Origin of the sequence: Trujillonella endophytica, assembly GCF_900110555.1 — a bacterium.
GTDB classification, from domain to species: Bacteria; Actinomycetota; Actinomycetes; order Mycobacteriales; family Geodermatophilaceae; genus Trujillonella; species Trujillonella endophytica.
In genome coordinates, this window is the sequence record NZ_FOEE01000001.1 from 121,415 (window position 1) to 139,779 (window position 18,365).

Sequence of the window (18,365 nt, forward strand, 5' to 3'; positions counted from 1 at the left end):
GGGGACCGGAACGAGGGCAGCAGCCCCTGGGTGCCCGGGACGCCGCCCCCCGACGGTGGTCCCCGGCCGTGCACCGGGCACCGCCGCCCGTTCCCAGGAGGCCCGCATGTCGATCAGCACCAGCCCCGCCCTCGCCCGCACCGACGGCGTCGCACCGTCCGAAGGCCGGCACCGGCCGCCGACCGTCCGCTCCGTCCGCGCGGCCGGGATCGCCACGGCGGTCGGTTCGGCGACCTGGGCCGCCGGCATCCTCGTCTTCGACCTCGGCGAGGACACCACCCGGACCGAGGACGTCCTCTACGGCGCCTCCGGGCTGCTCTTCCAGCTCGGGCTGGTCGCCCTGGTCGCCGTCCAGCTGGCCACGCGGGCCACGGGCACCGGGACGCTGGCCCGCCGCTTCCTGCACATCGAGCACGCGATGCTGGGCCTGGCCATCCTGTCCTCGCTGCAGACGATGCTGATCCCGGCGTGGAACGAGAACCCGGCGGCGCTGGCCCTCGACGCCTTCTGGCCGCTGTCGATGCTCGGCATGTGCGCGATCGGCATCCGCATCGCCATCGCGGGGCGCTGGCGGGGCCCGGCCCGGTTCTGGCCGCTGGGCGCGGAGAGCTGGGCGCCGGTCGTCATCCCCGCGTCGGCGGCGCTGCCCGACCTGGCGGGTCCGATCGGGGCCGGCCATCTGCTCGTCGGCTACGCCTGCCTCGGGCTGGTGCTCGCCCTGCGCCCGGAGAACACCCTCCCCCGGGAGCGGTGAGGACCTCCTCCTCCCCGCTCCGCGCGGCGCGGGCCCCTGGAGGGGGCCGACGGGCACGCCGGAGGACACTGCCTCCCATGACCACCGCCCCCGACGGACCGCTGCCCGACACCTGGTTCCCCCGCGACCTGCCGGTGCTGCGGGCGATCGCCCGGCTGGTCGACGGCCCCGAGTACGGCGGCAACCCCTATCTCGGCCAGGTCGTGCCGGCCAGCGGTCTGTCCAAGCCCGACGTGGTCGCCGCGGCGCGCGCGCTCCAGTCGGCGGGCTACGTGGAGGCGCTGACCAACTACGCGGGGGAGATCGTCCGCTTCACCGGCATCTCGCCGGAGGCGCGGCGGCTGGCCGGGCTGTGGCCGACGCCGCAGGAGCAGTGGGCGCGGCTGCTGGAGCAGGTCGCCACTCGGATGGCGAACGCCCCGACCGACGTCGAGCGGGAGCGGTGGCGGGCACTGGGGGAGGCCGCGTCGGCCGTGGGGCCGGACTCCGGCGCGCTGCTCATGTCCGCGCTGGTCGGCGGGTACGTGCCCCGCGCCCGCTGAGCCCCCCGTTCCGCGGGCGCCCCCCACACGACAGCGCCCCCGCCCGGCGATGCCGGGCGGAGGCGCTGCGAACTGATCGGGGGAGGATCAGAGCGGGTTGACGTTCGCCGCCTGCGGGCCCTTCTGGCCCTGCTCGATGTCGAACGAGATCCGCTGGCCCTCGTCGAGCGAGCGGTACCCGCTGGACTGGATGGCCGAGTAGTGGACGAACACGTCAGGTCCGCCACCGTCGGGGGTGGCGAAGCCGAACCCCTTCTCGGCGTTGAACCACTTCACTGTGCCTTCGGGCATTGCTCGCTCCTAGCTGCTGTGGTGCATCGGGGTCCTGCCATATCGCAGGGCCTTCCCGACGACGCTGACCCTATCGGCTCGGCCGGTGCCAGGGGGAGCGGGAACGTGCGCGGACCCGGGTGGTTCTTGCGCCGATCCTGCGCATCCCGGGCGGCTGCGCTGCGGTGCGGCCCCGAGAGTCGTCCGTGCCGGAGGAACCGGCCTCGGACCCGCAGGGAGCACCGTCATGACCAGCGCCACCGCCACCGCCCCGCTCGCCCTCGTCGACGTCGAGGACCTGGAGGACGGCGACCTGGCCGCGCGCATCGCGGAGCTCGGCATGCCGGGCGGGGCGGCTCCGCGCGCCGTCCTCGTGTCCGCCGCCGACCGGCAGGCCGAGATCGACGCGGTCGTCGCCGCGTGGACCGTCGTCAGCGACGGGCACGCCGCGCTGGCCGCGCACACCTTCGGCGCCCGCGCCGCCGCCCTGGTCGTCTGACCCGCGCCGGTGACCCGCACCGGGCGCCGCCGGGATCAGGCGGCGTCGGCCTGCCACAGGTCGGGACCGAACACCTCGTACTGGATGTCGCGCGGGGGGATGCCGCGGTCGATGAGGGTGCTGCGAACGGCCTGCATGAACGGCAGCGGGCCGCACAGGTAGTAGACGGCGCCCTCGGGGAGGGATACCTCGGAGAGGTCCATGGCGCCCTCGTGCACGCCGTCGACCGGCAGGCTGCACTCCTCGCCCCGCTCGAACCACACGTGCACGGTGCCCTCCGGGAGGGCCCGCACGTCGTCGAACACCTGGCGGCGCAGCGCCCACGACGACTCGTCGACGTCGGCGTGCAGGAGGGTGACGTCCAGGTGGGTGCCCGCCGCGACCAGGTGGGACAGCATGCCGGCCATCGGCGTGATGCCGATCCCGGCGCTGGCGAACACGGCCGGCCGGGAGTCGTCGAGGACGACGTCGCCGAACGGCAGCGACATCGTGAGGGTGTCGCCGACCTCGACCCGGTCGTGCAGCAGGCAGGAGACCTCGCCGTCCGGTGACCCGCCGCCGTGCACCCGCTTGACCGCGAACGAGCGGTGCTCGCCGTCGTCGGCGGCGACGAGACTGTACTGCCGGGGCTGGCGGATGCCGTCGTCCATGCGCATGCGCACCGTGACGTACTGGCCCGGCAGGGAGGTCTTCACCAGCCGGTCGTCGATGCGCTTCACCGTGAACCGGACGACGTCGGCGGTCTCGCGCACCTTCTCGGTGACCTGCCAGTCCCGCCACACCGTCTCCGGCCGTACCCCGCGGGCGCTGTAGAGGCCGCGCTCCTGGTTGATCAGGGCGAAGGCCATCAGCCAGTACACCTCCTCCCACGCGGCGGCGACCTCCGGCGTGACGGCCTCGCCCAGCACGTCGGCGATCGCCCAGAAGAGGTTGTCGTGCACGACCTGGTACTGGTCGGGGCGCAGGCCCAGCGAGGCGTGCTTGTGCGCGATCCGGGACAGCAGCTGCTCGGGCAGCCGGTCGGGGTGGTTCACCAGGGCGCTGGCGAACACCGCCACGGAGCCGGCGAGGGCCTTCTGCTGGGTGCCCTCCGCCTGGTTGCCGCGGTTGAACAGGCCGTCGAGCAGCTCCGGGTGCTCCCCGAACATGTGCGCGTAGAACCGCTCGGCGATCGCGCCGATGTTCTCGCCCACCACGGGGAGGGTCTTCTCGATGACGGGCCGGGACGTGTCGGAGAGCATGTGCGGGTTCCTTCCCCCTCGGGGGGTGGCGGGGATGCCACGCCCGTCCCCTCGCCCTGCCCCCACCCCGCGGTGGCCAACCACGTGCAGGTCGCGGCGGGCGTTGACCTCGAGTGCGCGGGAGGGGCCAGCCTGGCCGGCGGAGCCACCCGGGCCCGGGAAAGTCGCTGGCGTGCGATGACTCCGGGGCGGACATTCGGTCGTACCCGGCAGGGATGCTCCCGAGGTGTCGAGATGAGGGATCCGATGACCACAGGAACAGCACTGGCGATCGAGGCCAGCGGGCTCGGGAAGTCGTTCGGCCGCACGCGCGCGGTGAACGGGGTGGACCTGGCCGTGCCGGCCGGCTCGATCTACGGCGTGCTCGGCCCCAACGGGGCGGGGAAGACCACCACCATCCGCATGCTGGCGACGCTGATCACGCCCGACGCCGGCAGCGCCAGCGTCCTGGGGCACGACATCGTCGCCGAGGCCGACGCGGTGCGGGAGCTGGTGAGCCTGACCGGTCAGCTCGCCTCGGTCGACGAGGACCTCACCGGCCGGGAGAACCTCGTCCTGCTCGGCCGGCTCCTGGGGTACTCGCGCGCCGCCGCCCGGGACCGGGCGGACGAGCTGCTCGAGGCCTTCGACATCGCCGAGGCCGCCGGCCGGCTGGTGAAGCACTACTCCGGCGGCATGCGACGCCGGCTCGACATCGCGGCGAGCATCGTGGTCACCCCGCAGCTGATGTTCCTCGACGAGCCGACGACCGGGCTGGACCCCCGCTCCCGCAACCAGGTGTGGGAGATCGTCCGGGCCCTCGTCGGCGAGGGGACGACGATCCTGCTCTGCACCCAGTACCTCGAGGAGGCCGACCAGCTGGCCGACGGCATCGCCGTCATCGACCGCGGCCGGGTCATCGCCGAGGGCACCCCGGGCCACCTGAAGGCCTCCGTCGGCACGGGCTCGCTGCGGGTCCGCCTGCTCGACCCCGCCCGGCGGGACGAGGCGGCGCAGGTGCTCGAGCGCAGCGTCGGCCCGGTCGTGGCCGAGCCGGAGCCCGCGGCGCTGTCGTCCACCGGCGTGGACGCCGAGCGCGCGGCGATCGGTGTCGCCGAGCTCGCGCGCGCCGGCATCGGGCTGGCGCACTTCTCCCTGGAGCAGCCGAGCCTCGACGAGGTGTTCCTCGCGCTCACCGGGCACGCCGCCGAGGCGACCGACGACGAGGCGACCACCGGGCCGGCCACGCCGGCCACCGACACCCTGCAGGAGCTGTCATGACCACGACGACCCCGGCGCCGACCACCGCGGCGGTGCGGCGGGCCATCTCCTCGACCCCGCGCCCGCCCCGCCCGGGCCCGCTGACCGCGGCCCTGGCCTTCGGCTGGCGGGGCATGCTCAAGGTCAAGCACGTGCCGGAGCAGCTGCTGGACGTCACGGTGACGCCGGTGATGTTCCTGCTGATGTTCACGTACCTGTTCGGCGGGGCCATCGCCGGCTCGACCAGCGCGTACCTGGACTACACGCTCCCCGGTCTGCTGGTCATGTCGGTGCTGTTCACCACCGTCTACTCCGGGGTCGCGCTCAACACCGACCTCACCAAGGGAGTGGTCGACCGCTTCCGGTCGCTGCCGATCTGGCGGCCGGCGCCGCTGCTGGGCTCGCTGCTGGGCGACAGCGTCCGCTACGTGGTCGCCGGGACGGTGATCATCGTCGTGGGGGTCGCGCTGGGGTACCGGCCCGACGGCGGGTTCCCCGGCGCGGTCGCGGCGCTGGCGCTGGTCGTCGTCTTCTCGTTCGGGCTGTCGTGGATCTTCTCGGTGCTCGGGCTGCTCATGCGCACCCCGAACGCCGTGATGAACGCCGGCTTCATGGCGATCTTCCCGCTGACGTTCCTGTCCAACGTCTTCGTCGACCCGGCCACGCTGCCCGGCCCGCTGGAGGCGTTCGTGGACGTCAACCCGATCTCCGTGCTGGCCACCGCGTCGCGGTCGCTGATGGCCGGGGAGCCGGACGGCGCGGCGATCGTCGTCTCGCTGGCGGTCGCGGCGGTGCTGGCCCTGGTGTTCATCCCGGTCACGACGAGGCTCTACCGCAGCCGCTGAGCCGCGGCCCAGGGCGACGGGCCGCGGGTGGGTCAGCGGCGGGACGCCAGGGCCGAGATCTCGTGCGCCGACTCGAGGGTCGGCGCACCGGCGGCGGCCTGGACCAGGGCGCGCTCCTGGCGCAGGTGGGCGCGCCGGTCGCGGGCGCGGGACAGGGCGGCGCGGATGCGGGTCATGGCGGTTCCTCTCGGTCAGCCGGCCACGGCGGCCGGCACGGGGGCTGGTGCGGGGTCCGGTGCGGAGAGCGGGCTCTCGACGGCGTAGACGTCGTCGTCGGGGACGACGCGGGCGGCGGGCAGCAGCCGGCGGACGAGCCCGAGCACCCGCTCGTTGTCGGGCTGGACGGTGGCCGTCACCCGGCGCACCCCGCGCCGGCCGGCGAGGTCCAGCACCTCGCCCAGGAGCTGGCGGCCGAGGCCGATGCCCTGCCAGGCGTCCTCAACGACCACCGCGAACTCGGCCGTGGCGGGATCGGTGGGGGAGCGGTCGTAGCGGGCGACGCCCAGCACCTCGCCCCCCAGTACGGCCACCACCGCGTCGCGCCGGTCGTGGTCGACGTGCACCAGACGCCGGACGGCGGACATCGGCAGCCCGTGCACCGGGGAGTGGAAGCGGCGGTACCGCGTCTCCGCGGACAGCCGCGGCCACAGCCGGAGGAAAGCGGGCAGGTCGTCGGGTCGCACGGTCCGGGTCGCCACCAGCACGTCCATCGCCCCTCCTGAGTTCGTTGGATGAACTCTGCACGGGTGTGCGTAGTTCGTCAAGTGAACTCAGCGGTCCTATCCTGAGAACGTGAGCGAACTGCTGCTGGACCGGTCCCGGTGCTCGGTCGCCGGGACGTTGGCCGTCGTCGGTGAGAAGTGGAGCCTGCTGGTGCTCCGCGAGGCGTTCCTCGGCGTGCGCCGGTTCGCCGACTTCCAGCGCGTCCTCGGGGCGCCCAAGGCGGTCCTGACCGACCGGCTGGCCGGCCTCGTGGAGCAGGGGATCCTCCGGCGCGTGCCCTACCAGGTCGAGGGGGAGCGGCAGCGCCACGAGTACCGGCTGACCCGCAAGGGGGTCGACCTCTACCCGACGCTGGTGGCCCTGATGGAGTGGGGCGACCGCTACCTGGCCGAGGACGGCGACGTGCCGATGGAGCTGCGGCACCGGGACTGCGGGGCGCCGGTGCACCTCGCGCTGACCTGCGAGGAGGGGCACGCCCTGGCCGGCGCCCACGAGGTCCGGCCGGTGCCCCGGGCCTGATCCGGCGCCGCGGCGACGACGTGCCGCGCGCGAGGGGCCGTCAGTCGGTGTCCGGTGGCCGCGGGCGGGGGCTCGGCGGGGACGGCGCGTTGAGGTCGAAGTGCACGCCGAGCATCCGGATCGCGAAGCACGCCGCGGCCGCGCCGATCGCGACCGGTGGCCCGTAGGCGTCCAGCTCGACGGCCACCGCCACGACGGTCGCGGCGACCAGCGCGGGGACGGCGTAGAGCCCGCTGCTGAGCACCGTCGGGACCTGGCGGACGAGGACGTCGCGCAGCGTTCCCCCGCCGACGCCGGTCACGGCGCCGAGGATCACCGCCTGCGCCGGACCGAGCCCGAAGTCCAGCGCCTTGCTGGCACCGGTCACGGCGAACAGGCTCAGGCCGGCCGCGTCCAGCACGGTGATCGGCGTGCTCAACCGGTCCAGCCGGTGCGCCGCGGCGAAGGCGATGAGCCCGCCGCCGGCGGCCACGGCCAGGTAGCGCCAGTCGCTGAACGTCGCGGGGGGCAGGTCGTCGATCAGGATGTCGCGCAGGATCCCGCCGCCGAGTGCGGTGATCATCCCGAGGGTCACCACGCCGACGATGTCGAGCCGGGCCACCCGCAGGGCCGTCAGCGCGCCGTTGACCGCGAAGGCGAAGACCCCGGCGAGGTCCAGCGCCAGCAGCAGCGCCGGCGCCTCGGTGCTCATCCCGCGGTTGTACCAGCCGGCCTGCGGCCGGGACGGACCCCGGGCCGACCGGCGTGGATCGGCGGGGAGCGGGCCGCGGCTGGGAGGATGAGGCGATGGCCCGCCGTTCCGACGACGCCGAGCAGCTCCTGCTGCCGTATCCGACGACGCGGCGCCAGCGGCTGGAGCACCTGGCCCACCGCGCCGGGGGCATCGCCCGGCGGGTGCTGCGGTTCGTGCTCCGCTGGCTCGCCCGGATCCTCCTCCCGCTGCTCTGTGCCGCCGCGCTCCTGCAGGCGTTCCCCTACCAGGCGACCGTGCAGGGCGTGCCCTTCGAGGTGCAGGGCTCGCTGTTCACCCGGCCGGGGCTGACGGCGGACACGACGCTGGGCAGCTGGGAGTTCCCCGACGTCAGCGGCGTGCCGTTCGGCGTCCACGTCCGGCCCGAGGACGTCGACGTCCTGGAGCTGACCCGGCTGGCCGGCAGGGACCTGCCGGGCTTCGTCGAGGAGCTGCGGGTCGACTTCGCCGCCGAGGTGCCGCGCATCGCGTGGTGGCTCGTCGCGGAGCTGGTCGTGGGCCTCGCGGTCGGGCTGGCCATCGCGATCGCGCTCGAGATGGCGGTGCGCCACCTGCGCGGCCGGCCGCGCCGGGAGCACGAGGTCCGGCAGCGGCTGCTGCAGTTCGGCGCCGCCGCGCTCGTCACCCTGGTCGTGGCCGCGTACGGGGTCCTCAGCTACAACGAGAACTGGGTGCGGGAGTCGCGGCTGACCGGCACCCTCGCCGCCGCGCAGCTGTTCCCCGGCCAGCTCAGCTCCTACTACACCGAGCAGTCCAAGGCCTTCGACGTCCTGGGCTCGGTGGTCGGCATCCAGGCGGCGCTGCAGGCCGACATCGACGACGAGCGGACGCCCGACACCGCCGTCCGCATCATGACGATCTCCGACATGCACCTGGCGGCGACGTATCCGCTGGTGGCGCAGTACGCGGCCAACTACGACGTCGACCTGATCGTCAACGCCGGGGACGAGAGCGCGTTCGGCACGTCCGCCGAGTTCACCCCCGAGTACCGGCAGGCGATCGCCGATCTGGCCGCCACCACCCCGATGGTCTGGGTGGCCGGCAACCACGACTCCCCGGCGACCGTGGCGATCATGCGGGGCATCCCCGGCGTCACCGTCCTCGGCACCAAGACCGCCGTCGAGGACGGGTTCGCGGTCGGCGCGGGGGTCGTGGAGGCGTTCGGGCTGACCATCGCCGGCCTGCCGGACCCGCGGGTCTACGGCGGACCGGGCGCCTACGGCGCCGACGCCCCCGACGTCGTCGACCCCCTCCAGCGCGCGGCGGTGCGCGAGGCCCTCGGCATGGACGACGACGAGGACGGGGCGACCGACGGTGGGGCCGCCGACGGAGAGAACGGCGGGGACGGCGGGGCGGCCGACGGCGGGGCGGAGGGGGACCCGGCCGGGGTCGACCTGTTCGTCCTGCACGAGCCGGCCGCCGCGGACGAGGTGCGCGAGCTGCTGCCCGGCCAGGTGCGCCAGACCGTCTCCGGCCACACGCACCGGCAGAACGCCAGCGACGAGCTCCAGGACGACGACGCGGCCATCGAGCTCGTCGAGGGGACGACCGGTGCCGGCGGTCTGGACAACATCGTCCGCGGCACCGAGCGGCCGCCCATCGCGTTCAGCATCGAGTCGGTGTCGGCGGACTGCCAGTTCACCCGGATCGTCCGCTTCTCGATCGAGTCCGCCGGTCCGGCCGCCGACCTCGGCACCGACCCGGCGACCCCGCAGGCCTACGGCGACGACGTCACCGTGTCGACGGTGTACTTCCGGCCGCAGGACGTGGCGGAGGGTCGCCGGTGCGACACCGACCTCGGCGTGGGCGCCGAGCGCCCCTGGGCTGACGCAGGCTGAGGGCCGGCGGCGCGTGGACAGCGCCCGGCCGGCGGCCGATCATGGCGCGGATCCGATCCGGTAGGAGGACCGCATGCGCGTCACCCGCATCATCGCCGACCTCGAGGTGGCCGACCTCGACGCGGCGAAGGGCTTCTACACGGGCTTCCTGGGCCTGAGCACCGAGGAGTTCGACCTGGGCTGGGTGGCGCGGTACTCCTCGCCGGAGACTGGCGCGCACCTGCAGCTCGTCACGCGCGACGCCTCGGCGCCCGAGGTGCCGGCCGTCTCGGTGGCGACGGACGACGTGGACGCCGCGTACGCCGAGGCGCAGCAGCTCGGCTACCAGATCGTCCACCCGCTCACCGACGAGCCCTGGGGCGTGCGCCGGTTCTTCGTCCGGGCGCCGGACGGCACCGTGGTCAACGTCGTCCGGCACCGCGACTGAGGCGGGTGCCGGGTCTCAGTCGCCGGTCGCCGGGACGCTGCCGACCGCCTGCTGCTCGGGGGCGGCCGTCCACGAGGCGAGCAGGGCCAGGGCGTCGGCGGCCGGCGTGCCGGCCGCGGCCGTGTAGACGTTGAGGTGCAGGCCCGGCGAGGAGGCGAGCTCCATCCCCTCGAAGTCGAGGTCCAGCTGCCCGACGACGGGGTGGCGCAGGCGCTTCTGCCCGCTGCGGTGGAACGTCACGTCGTGCGATGCCCACTGGCGGCGGAACAGCTCCGAGCGGGTGGAGAGCTCGCCCACCAGCTCGATCAGCGCCTTGTCGTGCGGGTTGCGGCCGGCCTCCAGCCGCAGCATCGCCGCGGCGTCGCGGGCGATCCGGTCGTAGTCGACGAAGAACTCGCGGGCCGCGTCGGGCTGCAGGTAGACGAACCGGGTGGTGTTGGCCGGGCGGCGGGGGTCGGCGAGCACGGGGGAGTACAGCGCCCGGGCCAGCCGGTTCGTGGCCACGATGTCGTGCCGGCCGTTGCGGACCCACGCCGGTGCGTTCGTCATCGCGTCCAGCAGCTGCTGCACCTGCGGCCGGACCGCGGTCGGCGTGGTCCGGGGCCGCGGCTTGCCGTGGGCTCCGCTCTCCCGCGCCAGCGCGAACAGGTGGTCGCGCTCGGCCTCGTCGAGCCGGAGCGCCTCGGCGAGGGCATCGAGCACGCTCTCCGACGCGCCGCCCAGGCCGCCGCGTTCCATCCGCACGTAGTAGTCGACCGAGACGCCGGCCAGCATCGCCACCTCCTCGCGGCGCAGTCCCTTCACCCGGCGGTTGCCGCCGTAGACAGGGAGCCCGGCCTGCTCGGGGGTGATCCGGGCCCGCCGGGTGCTGAGGAACTCGCGGATCTCTGCGTTCGGTCCGGTAGCGCCCATGGACCCACGGTAGGCAGCCCGGCGAGGCCGAGGGAGGCACTGCCGGTACCCGGAACGACCCGCACTCCCAGCGCTCGCCGGAAGCGCCCAGAGTGGGGTCCATGAGCGCCCCGACCTTTGCCCTGAACAACGGCGTCGAGATCCCCGCGATCGGGTTCGGCGTCTTCCAGTCGGCTCCGGAGGAGACCGTCGCGGCCGTGGAGGCGGCGCTGGCCGCCGGCTACCGGCACGTGGACACCGCGGCGGCCTACGGCAACGAACGGGAGGTCGGGGAGGCGATCCGCCGCTCGGGCCTCGACCGCGCGGAGGTCTTCGTCGAGACGAAGGTCTGGATCAGCGACTACGGCTTCGACGCGACGCTGCACGCGTACGAGAAGAGCGTCCGCAAGCTCGGCGTCGAGCAGCTGGACCTGCTGATCCTGCACCAGGCGCTCCCGGACGAGTTCGAGCTCACCCTCGACTCCTACCGGGCGCTGGAGAAGCTGCTCGCCGACGGCGCCGTCCGGGCGATCGGCGTCAGCAACTTCATGCCCGCCCACCTCACCCGGCTGCTCGCCGAGACCTCGGTCGTGCCCGCGGTCAACCAGATCGAGGTGCACCCCTACTTCCGCCAGTCGCAGCTGCTCGAGCTGGACGCCGAGCACGGGATCCTCTCCCAGGCGTGGTCGCCGATCGGCGGCATCACCTTCTACCGCGACGGCTCGCGCGGCAGCACCCTGGCCGACCCCGTCATCGGCGAGATCGCGGCCGCCACCGGCCGGACGCCGGCCCAGGTGATGCTGCGCTGGCACCTGCAGCAGGGGCGGCAGGTCATCCCGAAGTCGGTCACGCCGTCGCGGATCGCCGAGAACCTCGACGTCTTCGGCTTCGAGCTCACGCGCGAGCAGCTCGCCGCGATCGACGGGCTCGACACCGGCGTGCGCGGCGGGCCCGAGCCCGAGCAGATCACCCGCGCGGCCTTCGGTCGCCCCATCCCCGAGGCCTGAACGGCGGCTTCCGCCGTCCCCCGTCCGAACCACACCAGGAAGGCACCACCCCGTGCGAGCAACAGTCATGTACGGCCCCGGAGACGTCCGCGTGGAGGACGTCCCCGACGCGAGGATCGAGGCGCCCACGGACGCGGTGGTGCGCGTCGTCCGCGCCTGCGTCTGTGGCAGCGACCTGCACCCCTACCACTCGATGGGGGCCTCGGCCGAGGGCTCGACGATGGGCCACGAGTTCATCGGCGTGGTCGAGGAGGTCGGATCCGACGTCGCCACCATCGCGCGTGGCGACTTCGTGATCGCCCCGTTCGCCTACTTCGACAACACCTGCGAGTTCTGCCGCGCGGGGCTGACCACCTCCTGCGTGCACGGCGGGTTCTTCTCCACCGCGCAGGCCGAGGCGGTCCGCGTGCCGCTCGCCGACGGCACCCTGGTGACGGCGCCGGTGGGGGAGGACTCCGCGCTGCTGCCCTCGCTGCTGACGCTGTCCGACGTCCTCATCACCGGCCACCACGCCGCCGTCCGCGGCCAGGTCCGAGCCGGCTCGTCGGTCACGGTCATCGGCGACGGCGCCGTCGGCCTGCTCGCCGTGCTGTCGGCGAAGCGGCTCGGTGCCGAGCAGATCGTGCTCATGGGCCGTCACCAGGCCCGCACCGACCTGGGCCGGGAGTTCGGTGCCACCGACGTCGTCGCCGAGCGCGGCGAGAAGGGCATCGCGAAGGTGCTCGAGCTGACCGGCGGGCGCGGGACCTCCGCCGTCCTGGAGTGCGTCGGGCACCTGCCGGCCTACGAGCAGGCCCTCGCCGTGGTCCGCGCCGGCGGCGTGATCAGCCGGGTCGGCGTGCCGCAGTACGACCAGGGGCCGGTGGGCTTCGACCTGTTCGGCCGCAACCTGACCCTGACCGGCGGCCCGGGCGCGCAGCGGTCCTACATCGAGGAGCTGCTGCCCGAGGTCCTCGACGGGCGCATCGAGCCGGGCCGGGTCTTCGACCGGACCGTCGGCCTGGACGAGACCCCGGAGGGCTACCGGCTGATGGACGAGCGCACCGCGCTCAAGGTCCTCGTCCGCCCCTGACCGCCGTCGTGACCCGACCCTCCTGAGAGGAACGACCATGCAGCTCCGCCCGCTCGGCCGCACCGGCGTGCAGGTCAGCCCGCTGTGCCTCGGGGCCATGATGTTCGGCCCGTGGGGAAACGACGACCGCGCCGACTCGATCCGGATCATCCATCGCGCCCTGGACGCCGGGGTGAACGTCGTCGACACCGCCGACGTGTACTCGGCGGGCGTCTCGGAGGAGATCGTCGGGGAGGCGCTCCGGGGCCGTCGCGACGACGTCGTCCTGGCCACGAAGTTCTTCATGCCGATGGGGGAGGACGCCAACGCCCGCGGTGGCTCGCGCCGGTGGATCGTCCGGGCGGTCGAGAACTCGCTGCGTCGCCTCGGTACCGACCACATCGACCTCTACCAGGTGCACCGGCCGAGCCCGGACACCGACGTCGAGGAGACCCTCGGGGCGCTGACCGACCTCGTCCGTCAGGGGAAGGTGCGCTCCATCGGGTCGTCGTCCTACTCCGGCTCGCAGATCGTGGAGGCGCAGTGGGCCGCCCGCGAGCGGCACCGGGAGCGGTTCGTCACCGAGCAGCCGCCGTACTCGATCCTCGTCCGCGGGGTCGAGGAGGACGTCCTGGCGACCACCCGGCGGTACGGCATGGGCACGCTCACCTACAGCCCGCTGGCCGGGGGCTGGCTGTCGGGCCGGTGGCGCAAGGACGCCGCCGGGACGCCGACCTCCGCCGCCCGGCCCAGCGCGCGGTTCGACATGAGCAGCCCGGCCAACCAGCGCAAGCTGGACGCGGTGGAGGAGCTCGCCGTCCTCGCCGAGCAGGCGGGCATGAGCCTGATCGAGCTCTCGATCGCCTTCGTGCTGAACCACCCGGGCGTCACCTCGGCGATCGTCGGGCCGCGCACGATGGAGCAGCTCGAGTCCTACCTCCCGGCGGCCGACATCGAGCTGCCGACCGAGGTGCTCGACCGGATCGACGAGATCGTCGCTCCCGGGGTCACGGTCAACCCCGAGGACAACAGCTACGGGACCAACGAGCTCCTGCCGTCGGCGCGCCGCCGCTGACGGCGGGTCAGTCCGTCGGCCCGGGCGGGTTGAGCAGCGCCGCCGCCATGCGGTCGACGTAGGTGGCCAGCACGTCGATGTCGGCCGCGGCGATGGCCGTGGTCCCGATCTGGGTGCGCAGGGCGTTGATCCCGGTGATCAGCGCGGCGACCAGTTCGGCGCGCAGCGCCGCGTCCTCCCCGCCGAGGCGCTCGGCCAGCTGCGTGGTGTACCCGGCGTGGATGCGGTCGCGGGCGATGGTGCGGACGACGTCGGTGCCGGCGCCGGCGACCAGGGTGGCCATGCTGCTGGCCCGGACCTCGGCGGGGGTGTCGGGGTCCAGGGCCCGGCGGAGCAGCGTGTGCGGGAGGTCGGCCAGCGGGGTGTCGGCGATGGTGCGGTCGGGCTCGGTCTGCGCCAGGGCCTCGATCAGGAGCGCTTCCTTGGAGCCGAAGTACCGGTAGACCAGGGCCTGGTTCGCGCCGGCCGCCGCGGCGACGTCCCGCGTGCTGACCGCGCCCGCCCCGTCCCGGGCGATGAGCTGCCGCGCCGCGGACAGCAGGGACTCCCGGGTCGCGGCCGCGTCGCGGCGCCGGGGGCCGTCGGCGGGCCGCTCCGTCTGCTCCTCGGTCACCGCACCTCCTCCGTCGACGCCGTCCGTGGCGTGGTCACCCTAGTGATCCGCCGCTGGGCGGCCCCGCCCGAGGAGAGCGCCGCTGCACCGACATCGACACCCGTCCAGCCGCCCCGGCCCGGGCCGACACCCCCCCCGAGGTCGCGTCGTCCGGCCGGACGGTCGGCGGCATGCCGAGAGCCCGCGCCTCTCGCGGAGAGCGGGTAGCTCGGTGTCTCGCCGGTCAGGTGACCGGCGGCGGGTGGGGGAGGATCTGGGTGCCGTCGGGGCGGTAGGTGCGCCAGCGGGCTTGGGGTGGTGCGGTGTCGTCGCGGTCGACGCGGAAGCCGTGATGGACCTTGGCGTGGTGTCTCTCGCACAGCAGCGCGGAGTTCTCGACCGACGTCTCGCCCTGGTCGATCGTCCACTCTTCGAGGTGGTGGACGTCGCAGAACCAGCGGGGGGCTTCGCAGCCGGCGAACACGCAGGACTGGTCGCGGTGTTCGACGGCTCTGCGGATGTGCGGGGGGACGACGCGCTGCTCCCGGCCGACGTCGAGGGGGAGCCCGTCGGGGTCGAGCAGGAGGCGGGTGAGGGTGGCGTCGCAGGCCAGCCAGCGGGCCCGGGCGGCCGAGAGGCGGGTGCCGGTGCCGGTGGTGGCCGCGCCGGGGCCGGTGGCGGGGTCGATCAGATCCTCGACACCGATGGTGGCGATGACGTGCGGCTTGACCGTCCGCAGCACCGGCAGCCGGCCGGAGGCGAGGGCGAGATCGGCGAGTTGGACGAGGGCGTCGCCGGTGCGCTGGGCGCGGGTGCGGTCGTCGTCGGCGCAGCGGCTCGCGGCGGCGATCGACTCCAGGGCGGTGGCGACCTTCTGGCCGCCGACGGCATCGAGTTCGCCGCGGAGGGTCCAGGTCCCGTCGGGGTGCTGGGCCAGCGTCACCGACCGCTCCTCGGTGGGGTCGGGTTCGGGTCCGTCGGGGTCGAGCTTGGCCAGGTAGTCGGCGACCGCGAGTTCCAGGTCGCGGTGGGTGCCGCGGCCGGCCAGCTCCACGAGTGCAGCCTCGACGGCGGCGACGTCGATGCCCCGGGTCGCGGCCAGGTCGAGGTGGAGCGGGGTGGCGATCTTGGCGATCACCGTGACCTGGTCGGCGCCCAGCACCCCGTCGGCGAACGACCGCGCGGTGGCCGGCAGTAGTTCCAGCACCCGGCCGTGGGTCACGACCCGGGACGCGGAGGCGCCGGCGACGCGGGCGTGCCCGCGCAGCCACAGCTTCGCGTTCTTCGCCCCGTCGAACTCCGCGGCACCCCGGACGTCCACCCGCCGGGCCACCCGGGTCAGCGCGGCGGCGATCCGATGCGAAGCCGTCACGAGCTCGCGGGTGTGCTCCAGCAGCGCGGCGTCGGCCAGCTCGTCGAGGTCCAGGGTAGCGAGGGCGTCCAGCGCCGACCGCAGCTCGCCCATGACACCTCCCCACCGCTTCGAATATGTGTTCGATTCTAGCGGTGAGGAGACCCCGGATCAACGGAAACCCCCAGGTCAGGGGCGCTATCCACAGTTCCGGTGACGCTCTTGACGTCGACGCTCCGTGCCGTCATGAGCAGGAGTACGAGAACGGCGTGGCCGGACTTGTAGTCACCTGTTGACTTAGCGCCGCCCGCCCGACTACCGTCAAGTCATCAGTTGACTACATCGCCGCGACGGGCCCGTGACGGGATCGGCGCGACGCACCTGGCAGGGGAGAGGCGCAGGCATGAACGTCGAGAACATGATCATGATCAGCATCGACGACCACGTCGTCGAGCCGCCCGACATGTTCGCCAACCACGTGCCTGCCAGGTGGCGGGACCAGGCGCCGAAGTCGATCGTCGACGAGAACGGCTTCGAGAAGTGGTGGTTCCAGGGCAACTCGATGGGCACGATCGGCCTCAACGCCGTCGTCGGCTGGCCCAACGAGGAGTGGGGCCTGAACCCCTCGACCTTCGCCGAGATGCGGCCCGGCGCCTACGACATCCACCAGCGCATCCGCGACATGGACCGCAACGGGATCCTCGCGTCGATGTGCTTCCCGTCCTTCGCCGGCTTCAGCGCGCGGTACTTCCAGGAGGCGAAGGACAAGGACCTCGCGCTGGTCATGCTGAAGGCCTACAACGACTGGCACATCGACGAGTGGTGTGCCGCGTACCCGGGCCGCATGATCCCGTGCGCGATCATGCCGGTCTGGGACCCGCGGGAGCTCGTCGCCGAGGTGCGCCGGGTCGCCGCCAAGGGCGTCAAGGCCGTCACGATGCCCGAGCTCCCGCACATCCAGGGCCTCCCGAGCTACCACAACCTGGACTACTGGGGCCCGTTCTTCGAGGCCATCTCGGAGCTCGAGGTCGTCATGTGCCTGCACATCGGCCAGGGCTTCGGCGCGATCAACGGCGCCCCGGACGCACCCATCGACAACTTCATCATCCTGGCCACTCAGGTCTCCACCTTCGCCGCGCAGGACCTCCTGTGGGGCGGCGCGATGACCAGGTACCCGGACCTGAAGATCGCCTGGTCCGAGGCCGGCATCGGCTGGATCCCGTTCTACCTGGACCGCTGCGACCGGCACTACACCAACCAGCGCTGGCTCGGCCACGACTTCGGCGGGAAGCTGCCCAGCGAGATCTTCCGCGAGCACTCGCTGGCCTGCTACGTCACCGACCCGACCGCGCTCAAGGTCCGCCACGACATCGGCGTCGACATCATCGCGTGGGAGTGCGACTACCCCCACTCCGACGCCATCTGGCCCAACGCCCCCGAGTTCGTGCACGCCGAGATGGCCGGCGCGGGCGTGACCGACGCCGAGGCCGAGCAGATCCTCTGGCAGAACACCACCCGGTTCTTCGGCCTCGACCCGTTCACGCACATCGCCAAGGAGGACGCCACGGTCGGCGCCCTCCGCGCGCTGAGCCCCGACGTCGACACCGAGATCCGCTCCAAGCACGAGCGGCGGCGGCTGTACGACCTGCGCCAGAAGGCTCGCTGAACCGCGGCGCCGCACGGAGGCCGGCGGCCCGACACGGTCAGGCCGCCGGCGTCCTCGCGGCGCGTCGGAGGAGCAGCGCCATCTGCAGGCGGAGCCGGCCCTCGGGGTGCCGGACGCGCCATCCGAGCAGGCTCTCGGCGGAGGCCAGTCGCTCCTGGAGCGTCGAGTGGTGCACCTGCAGCACCCGGGCGGCGTCCCGGAGGCTGGCGGCGCGGGCGACGGCGTCCAACGTGACGAGCAGCCATGGCCGGCCTGCGCTCGCACGGTCCAGCGCCCGGACGTCCGGCACCGGCTCCGGCCGGGCGTCGGCGGCCTCGACCAGCAGGGTCACGGCGCCGAGGTCGTCGGCGTGCACGATCCGGGGCCCGGGGTCCTCCGCCGTCCCCTCCGCGGTGAGGCGCAGCGCGAGCCGGGCCGCGGCCCACGATGCCGGCAGGTCAGCGGCGTCGACTGCGGGGCCGACGCCCGCCCGCCGCCCCTCGGGGACGGCGCGGTCGGCGGGCAGCGCCAGTGCATCCCGGTCCAGCGCGACCGCGCGGCAGGCGCCGGTCAGGCCCAGCCATCGCGCCGCGGCCAGCCGCTCGGGCTCCTCGGCGCCGGCGTCGAGGACCAGTTCCACCAGAGCCTGATCGTGCGCGCGGCGCCGGCCGCGGGTGCGCTGCAGCACGGCCTGGGCGGCCGCGGCGGCGCGTTCCAGGACGACGGACTCGAGCGTGCCGGGCGGCCGCGACGTCTCCAGCCACAGGACCGCGCCGTCGGGACCGACCGGCGTCGACGGCCAAGTGGTGTCTGCCGCGGCGACCGGCGGTGCCGCGACCCCGTCCGCGCTCACGCGGACGGTGAGCCGGTGCTCGGGATCGGTCAGTCTCACCGGGCAGCCGGCGAGCGTGGCCGCACCCCGGACGATCGACTGCAGCCCGGCCTGCGAGGCGACCAGCGAGTCGAAGTGGCCGATCACCCGCAGCGCGTCGCTGGCCTGCGGGTCGAGCTCGGCCAGGCGCAGTACCAGGTCGTTCACGCGGACATCGTCCTCGCTGACGGCGAGCAGGTCGAGCAGGTCGAGGCGGTCGAGCTGGTCGAGCAC

General features: G+C 73.8%; 21 protein-coding genes. 12 read left to right on the forward strand and 9 right to left on the reverse strand.

Annotated features, from left to right (window positions below):
• The first annotated feature begins 106 nt into the window (after window positions 1-106).
• On the forward strand, window positions 107-754 hold the full coding sequence (locus tag BMY88_RS00625; protein WP_091939085.1) for a hypothetical protein: 648 nt from the start codon (window positions 107-109) through the stop codon (window positions 752-754).
• 77 nt (window positions 755-831) lie between these two features.
• Window positions 832-1,296 (forward strand): hypothetical protein, encoded by a 465-nt coding sequence (locus BMY88_RS00630; RefSeq protein WP_091939087.1) that lies wholly within the window; start codon window positions 832-834, stop codon window positions 1,294-1,296.
• An 87-nt stretch (window positions 1,297-1,383) separates the two neighbouring features.
• Here BMY88_RS00630 and BMY88_RS00635 read toward each other — a convergent pair whose 3' ends face one another.
• The gene (locus BMY88_RS00635; RefSeq protein ID WP_091939089.1) at window positions 1,384-1,587 is read right to left on the reverse strand and encodes a cold-shock protein; all 204 of its coding nucleotides are present in this window, start codon (window positions 1,585-1,587) and stop codon (window positions 1,384-1,386) included.
• A gap of 226 nt (window positions 1,588-1,813) precedes the next feature.
• On the opposite strand from BMY88_RS00635, the gene BMY88_RS00640 reads away from it, so the two are divergent.
• Window positions 1,814-2,065: a hypothetical protein gene (locus BMY88_RS00640; RefSeq protein WP_091939091.1), complete on the forward strand. Its 252-nt coding sequence runs from the start codon at window positions 1,814-1,816 to the stop codon at window positions 2,063-2,065.
• Between the two features lie 35 nt (window positions 2,066-2,100).
• Here the strand turns inward: BMY88_RS00640 and BMY88_RS00645 are convergent, their stop codons facing one another.
• A complete protein-coding gene (locus tag BMY88_RS00645) occupies window positions 2,101-3,306 on the reverse strand; it encodes a globin domain-containing protein (protein ID WP_091939093.1) in 1,206 nt (401 codons plus the stop codon).
• A gap of 246 nt (window positions 3,307-3,552) precedes the next feature.
• Here BMY88_RS00645 and BMY88_RS00650 point away from each other — a divergent pair, with 246 nt between their 5' ends.
• Window positions 3,553-4,566 (forward strand): ATP-binding cassette domain-containing protein, encoded by a 1,014-nt coding sequence (locus tag BMY88_RS00650; protein WP_091939095.1) that lies wholly within the window; start codon window positions 3,553-3,555, stop codon window positions 4,564-4,566.
• Window positions 4,563-5,390, forward strand: a complete 828-nt coding sequence (locus tag BMY88_RS00655) for an ABC transporter permease (protein ID WP_091939097.1) — start codon at window positions 4,563-4,565, stop codon at window positions 5,388-5,390. The genes BMY88_RS00650 and BMY88_RS00655 overlap by 4 nt, the downstream gene beginning before the upstream one ends.
• Window positions 5,391-5,422: 32 nt before the next feature.
• On the opposite strand, the gene BMY88_RS23625 is transcribed toward BMY88_RS00655, so the two are convergent.
• Both BMY88_RS23625 and BMY88_RS00660 read right to left on the reverse strand, forming a co-directional pair.
• Complete coding sequence (locus BMY88_RS23625; protein WP_170860897.1) at window positions 5,423-5,566, reverse strand: hypothetical protein; 144 nt, start codon at window positions 5,564-5,566, stop codon at window positions 5,423-5,425.
• A gap of 15 nt (window positions 5,567-5,581) precedes the next feature.
• Window positions 5,582-6,100, reverse strand: a complete 519-nt coding sequence (locus BMY88_RS00660; RefSeq protein WP_091939100.1) for a GNAT family N-acetyltransferase — start codon at window positions 6,098-6,100, stop codon at window positions 5,582-5,584.
• A gap of 82 nt (window positions 6,101-6,182) precedes the next feature.
• Between BMY88_RS00660 and BMY88_RS00665 the strand changes: the two genes are divergently transcribed.
• Window positions 6,183-6,632 (forward strand): winged helix-turn-helix transcriptional regulator, encoded by a 450-nt coding sequence (locus BMY88_RS00665; protein WP_091939101.1) that lies wholly within the window; start codon window positions 6,183-6,185, stop codon window positions 6,630-6,632.
• 40 nt (window positions 6,633-6,672) lie between these two features.
• Here the strand turns inward: BMY88_RS00665 and BMY88_RS00670 are convergent, their stop codons facing one another.
• Window positions 6,673-7,323, reverse strand: coding sequence for a trimeric intracellular cation channel family protein (locus tag BMY88_RS00670; RefSeq protein ID WP_091939103.1), 651 nt, complete (start codon window positions 7,321-7,323; stop codon window positions 6,673-6,675).
• Between the two features lie 95 nt (window positions 7,324-7,418).
• On the opposite strand from BMY88_RS00670, the gene BMY88_RS00675 reads away from it, so the two are divergent.
• Window positions 7,419-9,221 carry a metallophosphoesterase gene (locus tag BMY88_RS00675; RefSeq protein WP_091939106.1) on the forward strand — a complete coding sequence of 601 codons (1,803 nt, stop codon included), beginning with the start codon at window positions 7,419-7,421 and terminating at the stop codon, window positions 9,219-9,221.
• 73 nt (window positions 9,222-9,294) lie between these two features.
• Complete coding sequence (locus tag BMY88_RS00680; RefSeq protein WP_091939108.1) at window positions 9,295-9,648, forward strand: VOC family protein; 354 nt, start codon at window positions 9,295-9,297, stop codon at window positions 9,646-9,648.
• A gap of 15 nt (window positions 9,649-9,663) precedes the next feature.
• Here the strand turns inward: BMY88_RS00680 and BMY88_RS00685 are convergent, their stop codons facing one another.
• Window positions 9,664-10,560, reverse strand: coding sequence for a helix-turn-helix transcriptional regulator (locus tag BMY88_RS00685; protein WP_091939110.1), 897 nt, complete (start codon window positions 10,558-10,560; stop codon window positions 9,664-9,666).
• A gap of 101 nt (window positions 10,561-10,661) precedes the next feature.
• Here BMY88_RS00685 and BMY88_RS00690 point away from each other — a divergent pair, with 101 nt between their 5' ends.
• The 3 genes from BMY88_RS00690 to BMY88_RS00700 all read left to right on the forward strand — a co-directional run bounded on the left by BMY88_RS00690 (window position 10,662) and on the right by BMY88_RS00700 (window position 13,672).
• Window positions 10,662-11,546: an aldo/keto reductase gene (locus tag BMY88_RS00690; RefSeq protein ID WP_091939112.1), complete on the forward strand. Its 885-nt coding sequence runs from the start codon at window positions 10,662-10,664 to the stop codon at window positions 11,544-11,546.
• A 67-nt stretch (window positions 11,547-11,613) separates the two neighbouring features.
• Window positions 11,614-12,618: a zinc-binding dehydrogenase gene (locus tag BMY88_RS00695; RefSeq protein ID WP_211435405.1), complete on the forward strand. Its 1,005-nt coding sequence runs from the start codon at window positions 11,614-11,616 to the stop codon at window positions 12,616-12,618.
• A gap of 37 nt (window positions 12,619-12,655) precedes the next feature.
• Window positions 12,656-13,672, forward strand: a complete 1,017-nt coding sequence (locus BMY88_RS00700; RefSeq protein WP_091939116.1) for an aldo/keto reductase — start codon at window positions 12,656-12,658, stop codon at window positions 13,670-13,672.
• 7 nt (window positions 13,673-13,679) lie between these two features.
• On the opposite strand, the gene BMY88_RS00705 is transcribed toward BMY88_RS00700, so the two are convergent.
• Window positions 13,680-14,285 (reverse strand): TetR/AcrR family transcriptional regulator, encoded by a 606-nt coding sequence (locus tag BMY88_RS00705; RefSeq protein ID WP_091939119.1) that lies wholly within the window; start codon window positions 14,283-14,285, stop codon window positions 13,680-13,682.
• A 223-nt stretch (window positions 14,286-14,508) separates the two neighbouring features.
• Complete coding sequence (locus tag BMY88_RS00710) at window positions 14,509-15,729, reverse strand: HNH endonuclease signature motif containing protein (RefSeq protein ID WP_091939120.1); 1,221 nt, start codon at window positions 15,727-15,729, stop codon at window positions 14,509-14,511.
• 289 nt (window positions 15,730-16,018) lie between these two features.
• Here BMY88_RS00710 and BMY88_RS00715 point away from each other — a divergent pair, with 289 nt between their 5' ends.
• Window positions 16,019-17,281: an amidohydrolase family protein gene (locus BMY88_RS00715; protein WP_091939122.1), complete on the forward strand. Its 1,263-nt coding sequence runs from the start codon at window positions 16,019-16,021 to the stop codon at window positions 17,279-17,281.
• A 37-nt stretch (window positions 17,282-17,318) separates the two neighbouring features.
• On the opposite strand, the gene BMY88_RS00720 is transcribed toward BMY88_RS00715, so the two are convergent.
• Window positions 17,319-18,365 carry a helix-turn-helix domain-containing protein gene (locus BMY88_RS00720; protein ID WP_244524421.1) on the reverse strand — a complete coding sequence of 349 codons (1,047 nt, stop codon included), beginning with the start codon at window positions 18,363-18,365 and terminating at the stop codon, window positions 17,319-17,321.

Excerpts from the sequence above, each read along its gene's own strand:
- BMY88_RS00710 (WP_091939120.1), bottom strand. The coding sequence starts at position 15,729 with ATGGGCGAGCTGCGGTCGGCGCTGGACGCCCTCGCTACCCTGGACCTC.
- BMY88_RS00645 (WP_091939093.1), bottom strand. The coding sequence starts at position 3,306 with ATGCTCTCCGACACGTCCCGGCCCGTCATCGAGAAGACCCTCCCCGTG.
- BMY88_RS00635 (WP_091939089.1), bottom strand. The coding sequence starts at position 1,587 with ATGCCCGAAGGCACAGTGAAGTGGTTCAACGCCGAGAAGGGGTTCGGC.
- BMY88_RS00685 (WP_091939110.1), bottom strand. The coding sequence starts at position 10,560 with ATGGGCGCTACCGGACCGAACGCAGAGATCCGCGAGTTCCTCAGCACC.
- BMY88_RS00700 (WP_091939116.1), top strand. The coding sequence starts at position 12,656 with ATGCAGCTCCGCCCGCTCGGCCGCACCGGCGTGCAGGTCAGCCCGCTG.
- BMY88_RS00690 (WP_091939112.1), top strand. The coding sequence starts at position 10,662 with ATGAGCGCCCCGACCTTTGCCCTGAACAACGGCGTCGAGATCCCCGCG.
- BMY88_RS23625 (WP_170860897.1), bottom strand. The coding sequence starts at position 5,566 with ATGACCCGCATCCGCGCCGCCCTGTCCCGCGCCCGCGACCGGCGCGCC.
- BMY88_RS00640 (WP_091939091.1), top strand. The coding sequence starts at position 1,814 with ATGACCAGCGCCACCGCCACCGCCCCGCTCGCCCTCGTCGACGTCGAG.
- BMY88_RS00660 (WP_091939100.1), bottom strand. The coding sequence starts at position 6,100 with ATGGACGTGCTGGTGGCGACCCGGACCGTGCGACCCGACGACCTGCCC.
- BMY88_RS00630 (WP_091939087.1), top strand. The coding sequence starts at position 832 with ATGACCACCGCCCCCGACGGACCGCTGCCCGACACCTGGTTCCCCCGC.
- BMY88_RS00695 (WP_211435405.1), top strand. The coding sequence starts at position 11,614 with ATGTACGGCCCCGGAGACGTCCGCGTGGAGGACGTCCCCGACGCGAGG.
- BMY88_RS00625 (WP_091939085.1), top strand. The coding sequence starts at position 107 with ATGTCGATCAGCACCAGCCCCGCCCTCGCCCGCACCGACGGCGTCGCA.
- BMY88_RS00655 (WP_091939097.1), top strand. The coding sequence starts at position 4,563 with ATGACCACGACGACCCCGGCGCCGACCACCGCGGCGGTGCGGCGGGCC.
- BMY88_RS00680 (WP_091939108.1), top strand. The coding sequence starts at position 9,295 with ATGCGCGTCACCCGCATCATCGCCGACCTCGAGGTGGCCGACCTCGAC.
- BMY88_RS00715 (WP_091939122.1), top strand. The coding sequence starts at position 16,019 with ATGAACGTCGAGAACATGATCATGATCAGCATCGACGACCACGTCGTC.
- BMY88_RS00675 (WP_091939106.1), top strand. The coding sequence starts at position 7,419 with ATGGCCCGCCGTTCCGACGACGCCGAGCAGCTCCTGCTGCCGTATCCG.
- BMY88_RS00650 (WP_091939095.1), top strand. The coding sequence starts at position 3,553 with ATGACCACAGGAACAGCACTGGCGATCGAGGCCAGCGGGCTCGGGAAG.
- BMY88_RS00670 (WP_091939103.1), bottom strand. The coding sequence starts at position 7,323 with ATGAGCACCGAGGCGCCGGCGCTGCTGCTGGCGCTGGACCTCGCCGGG.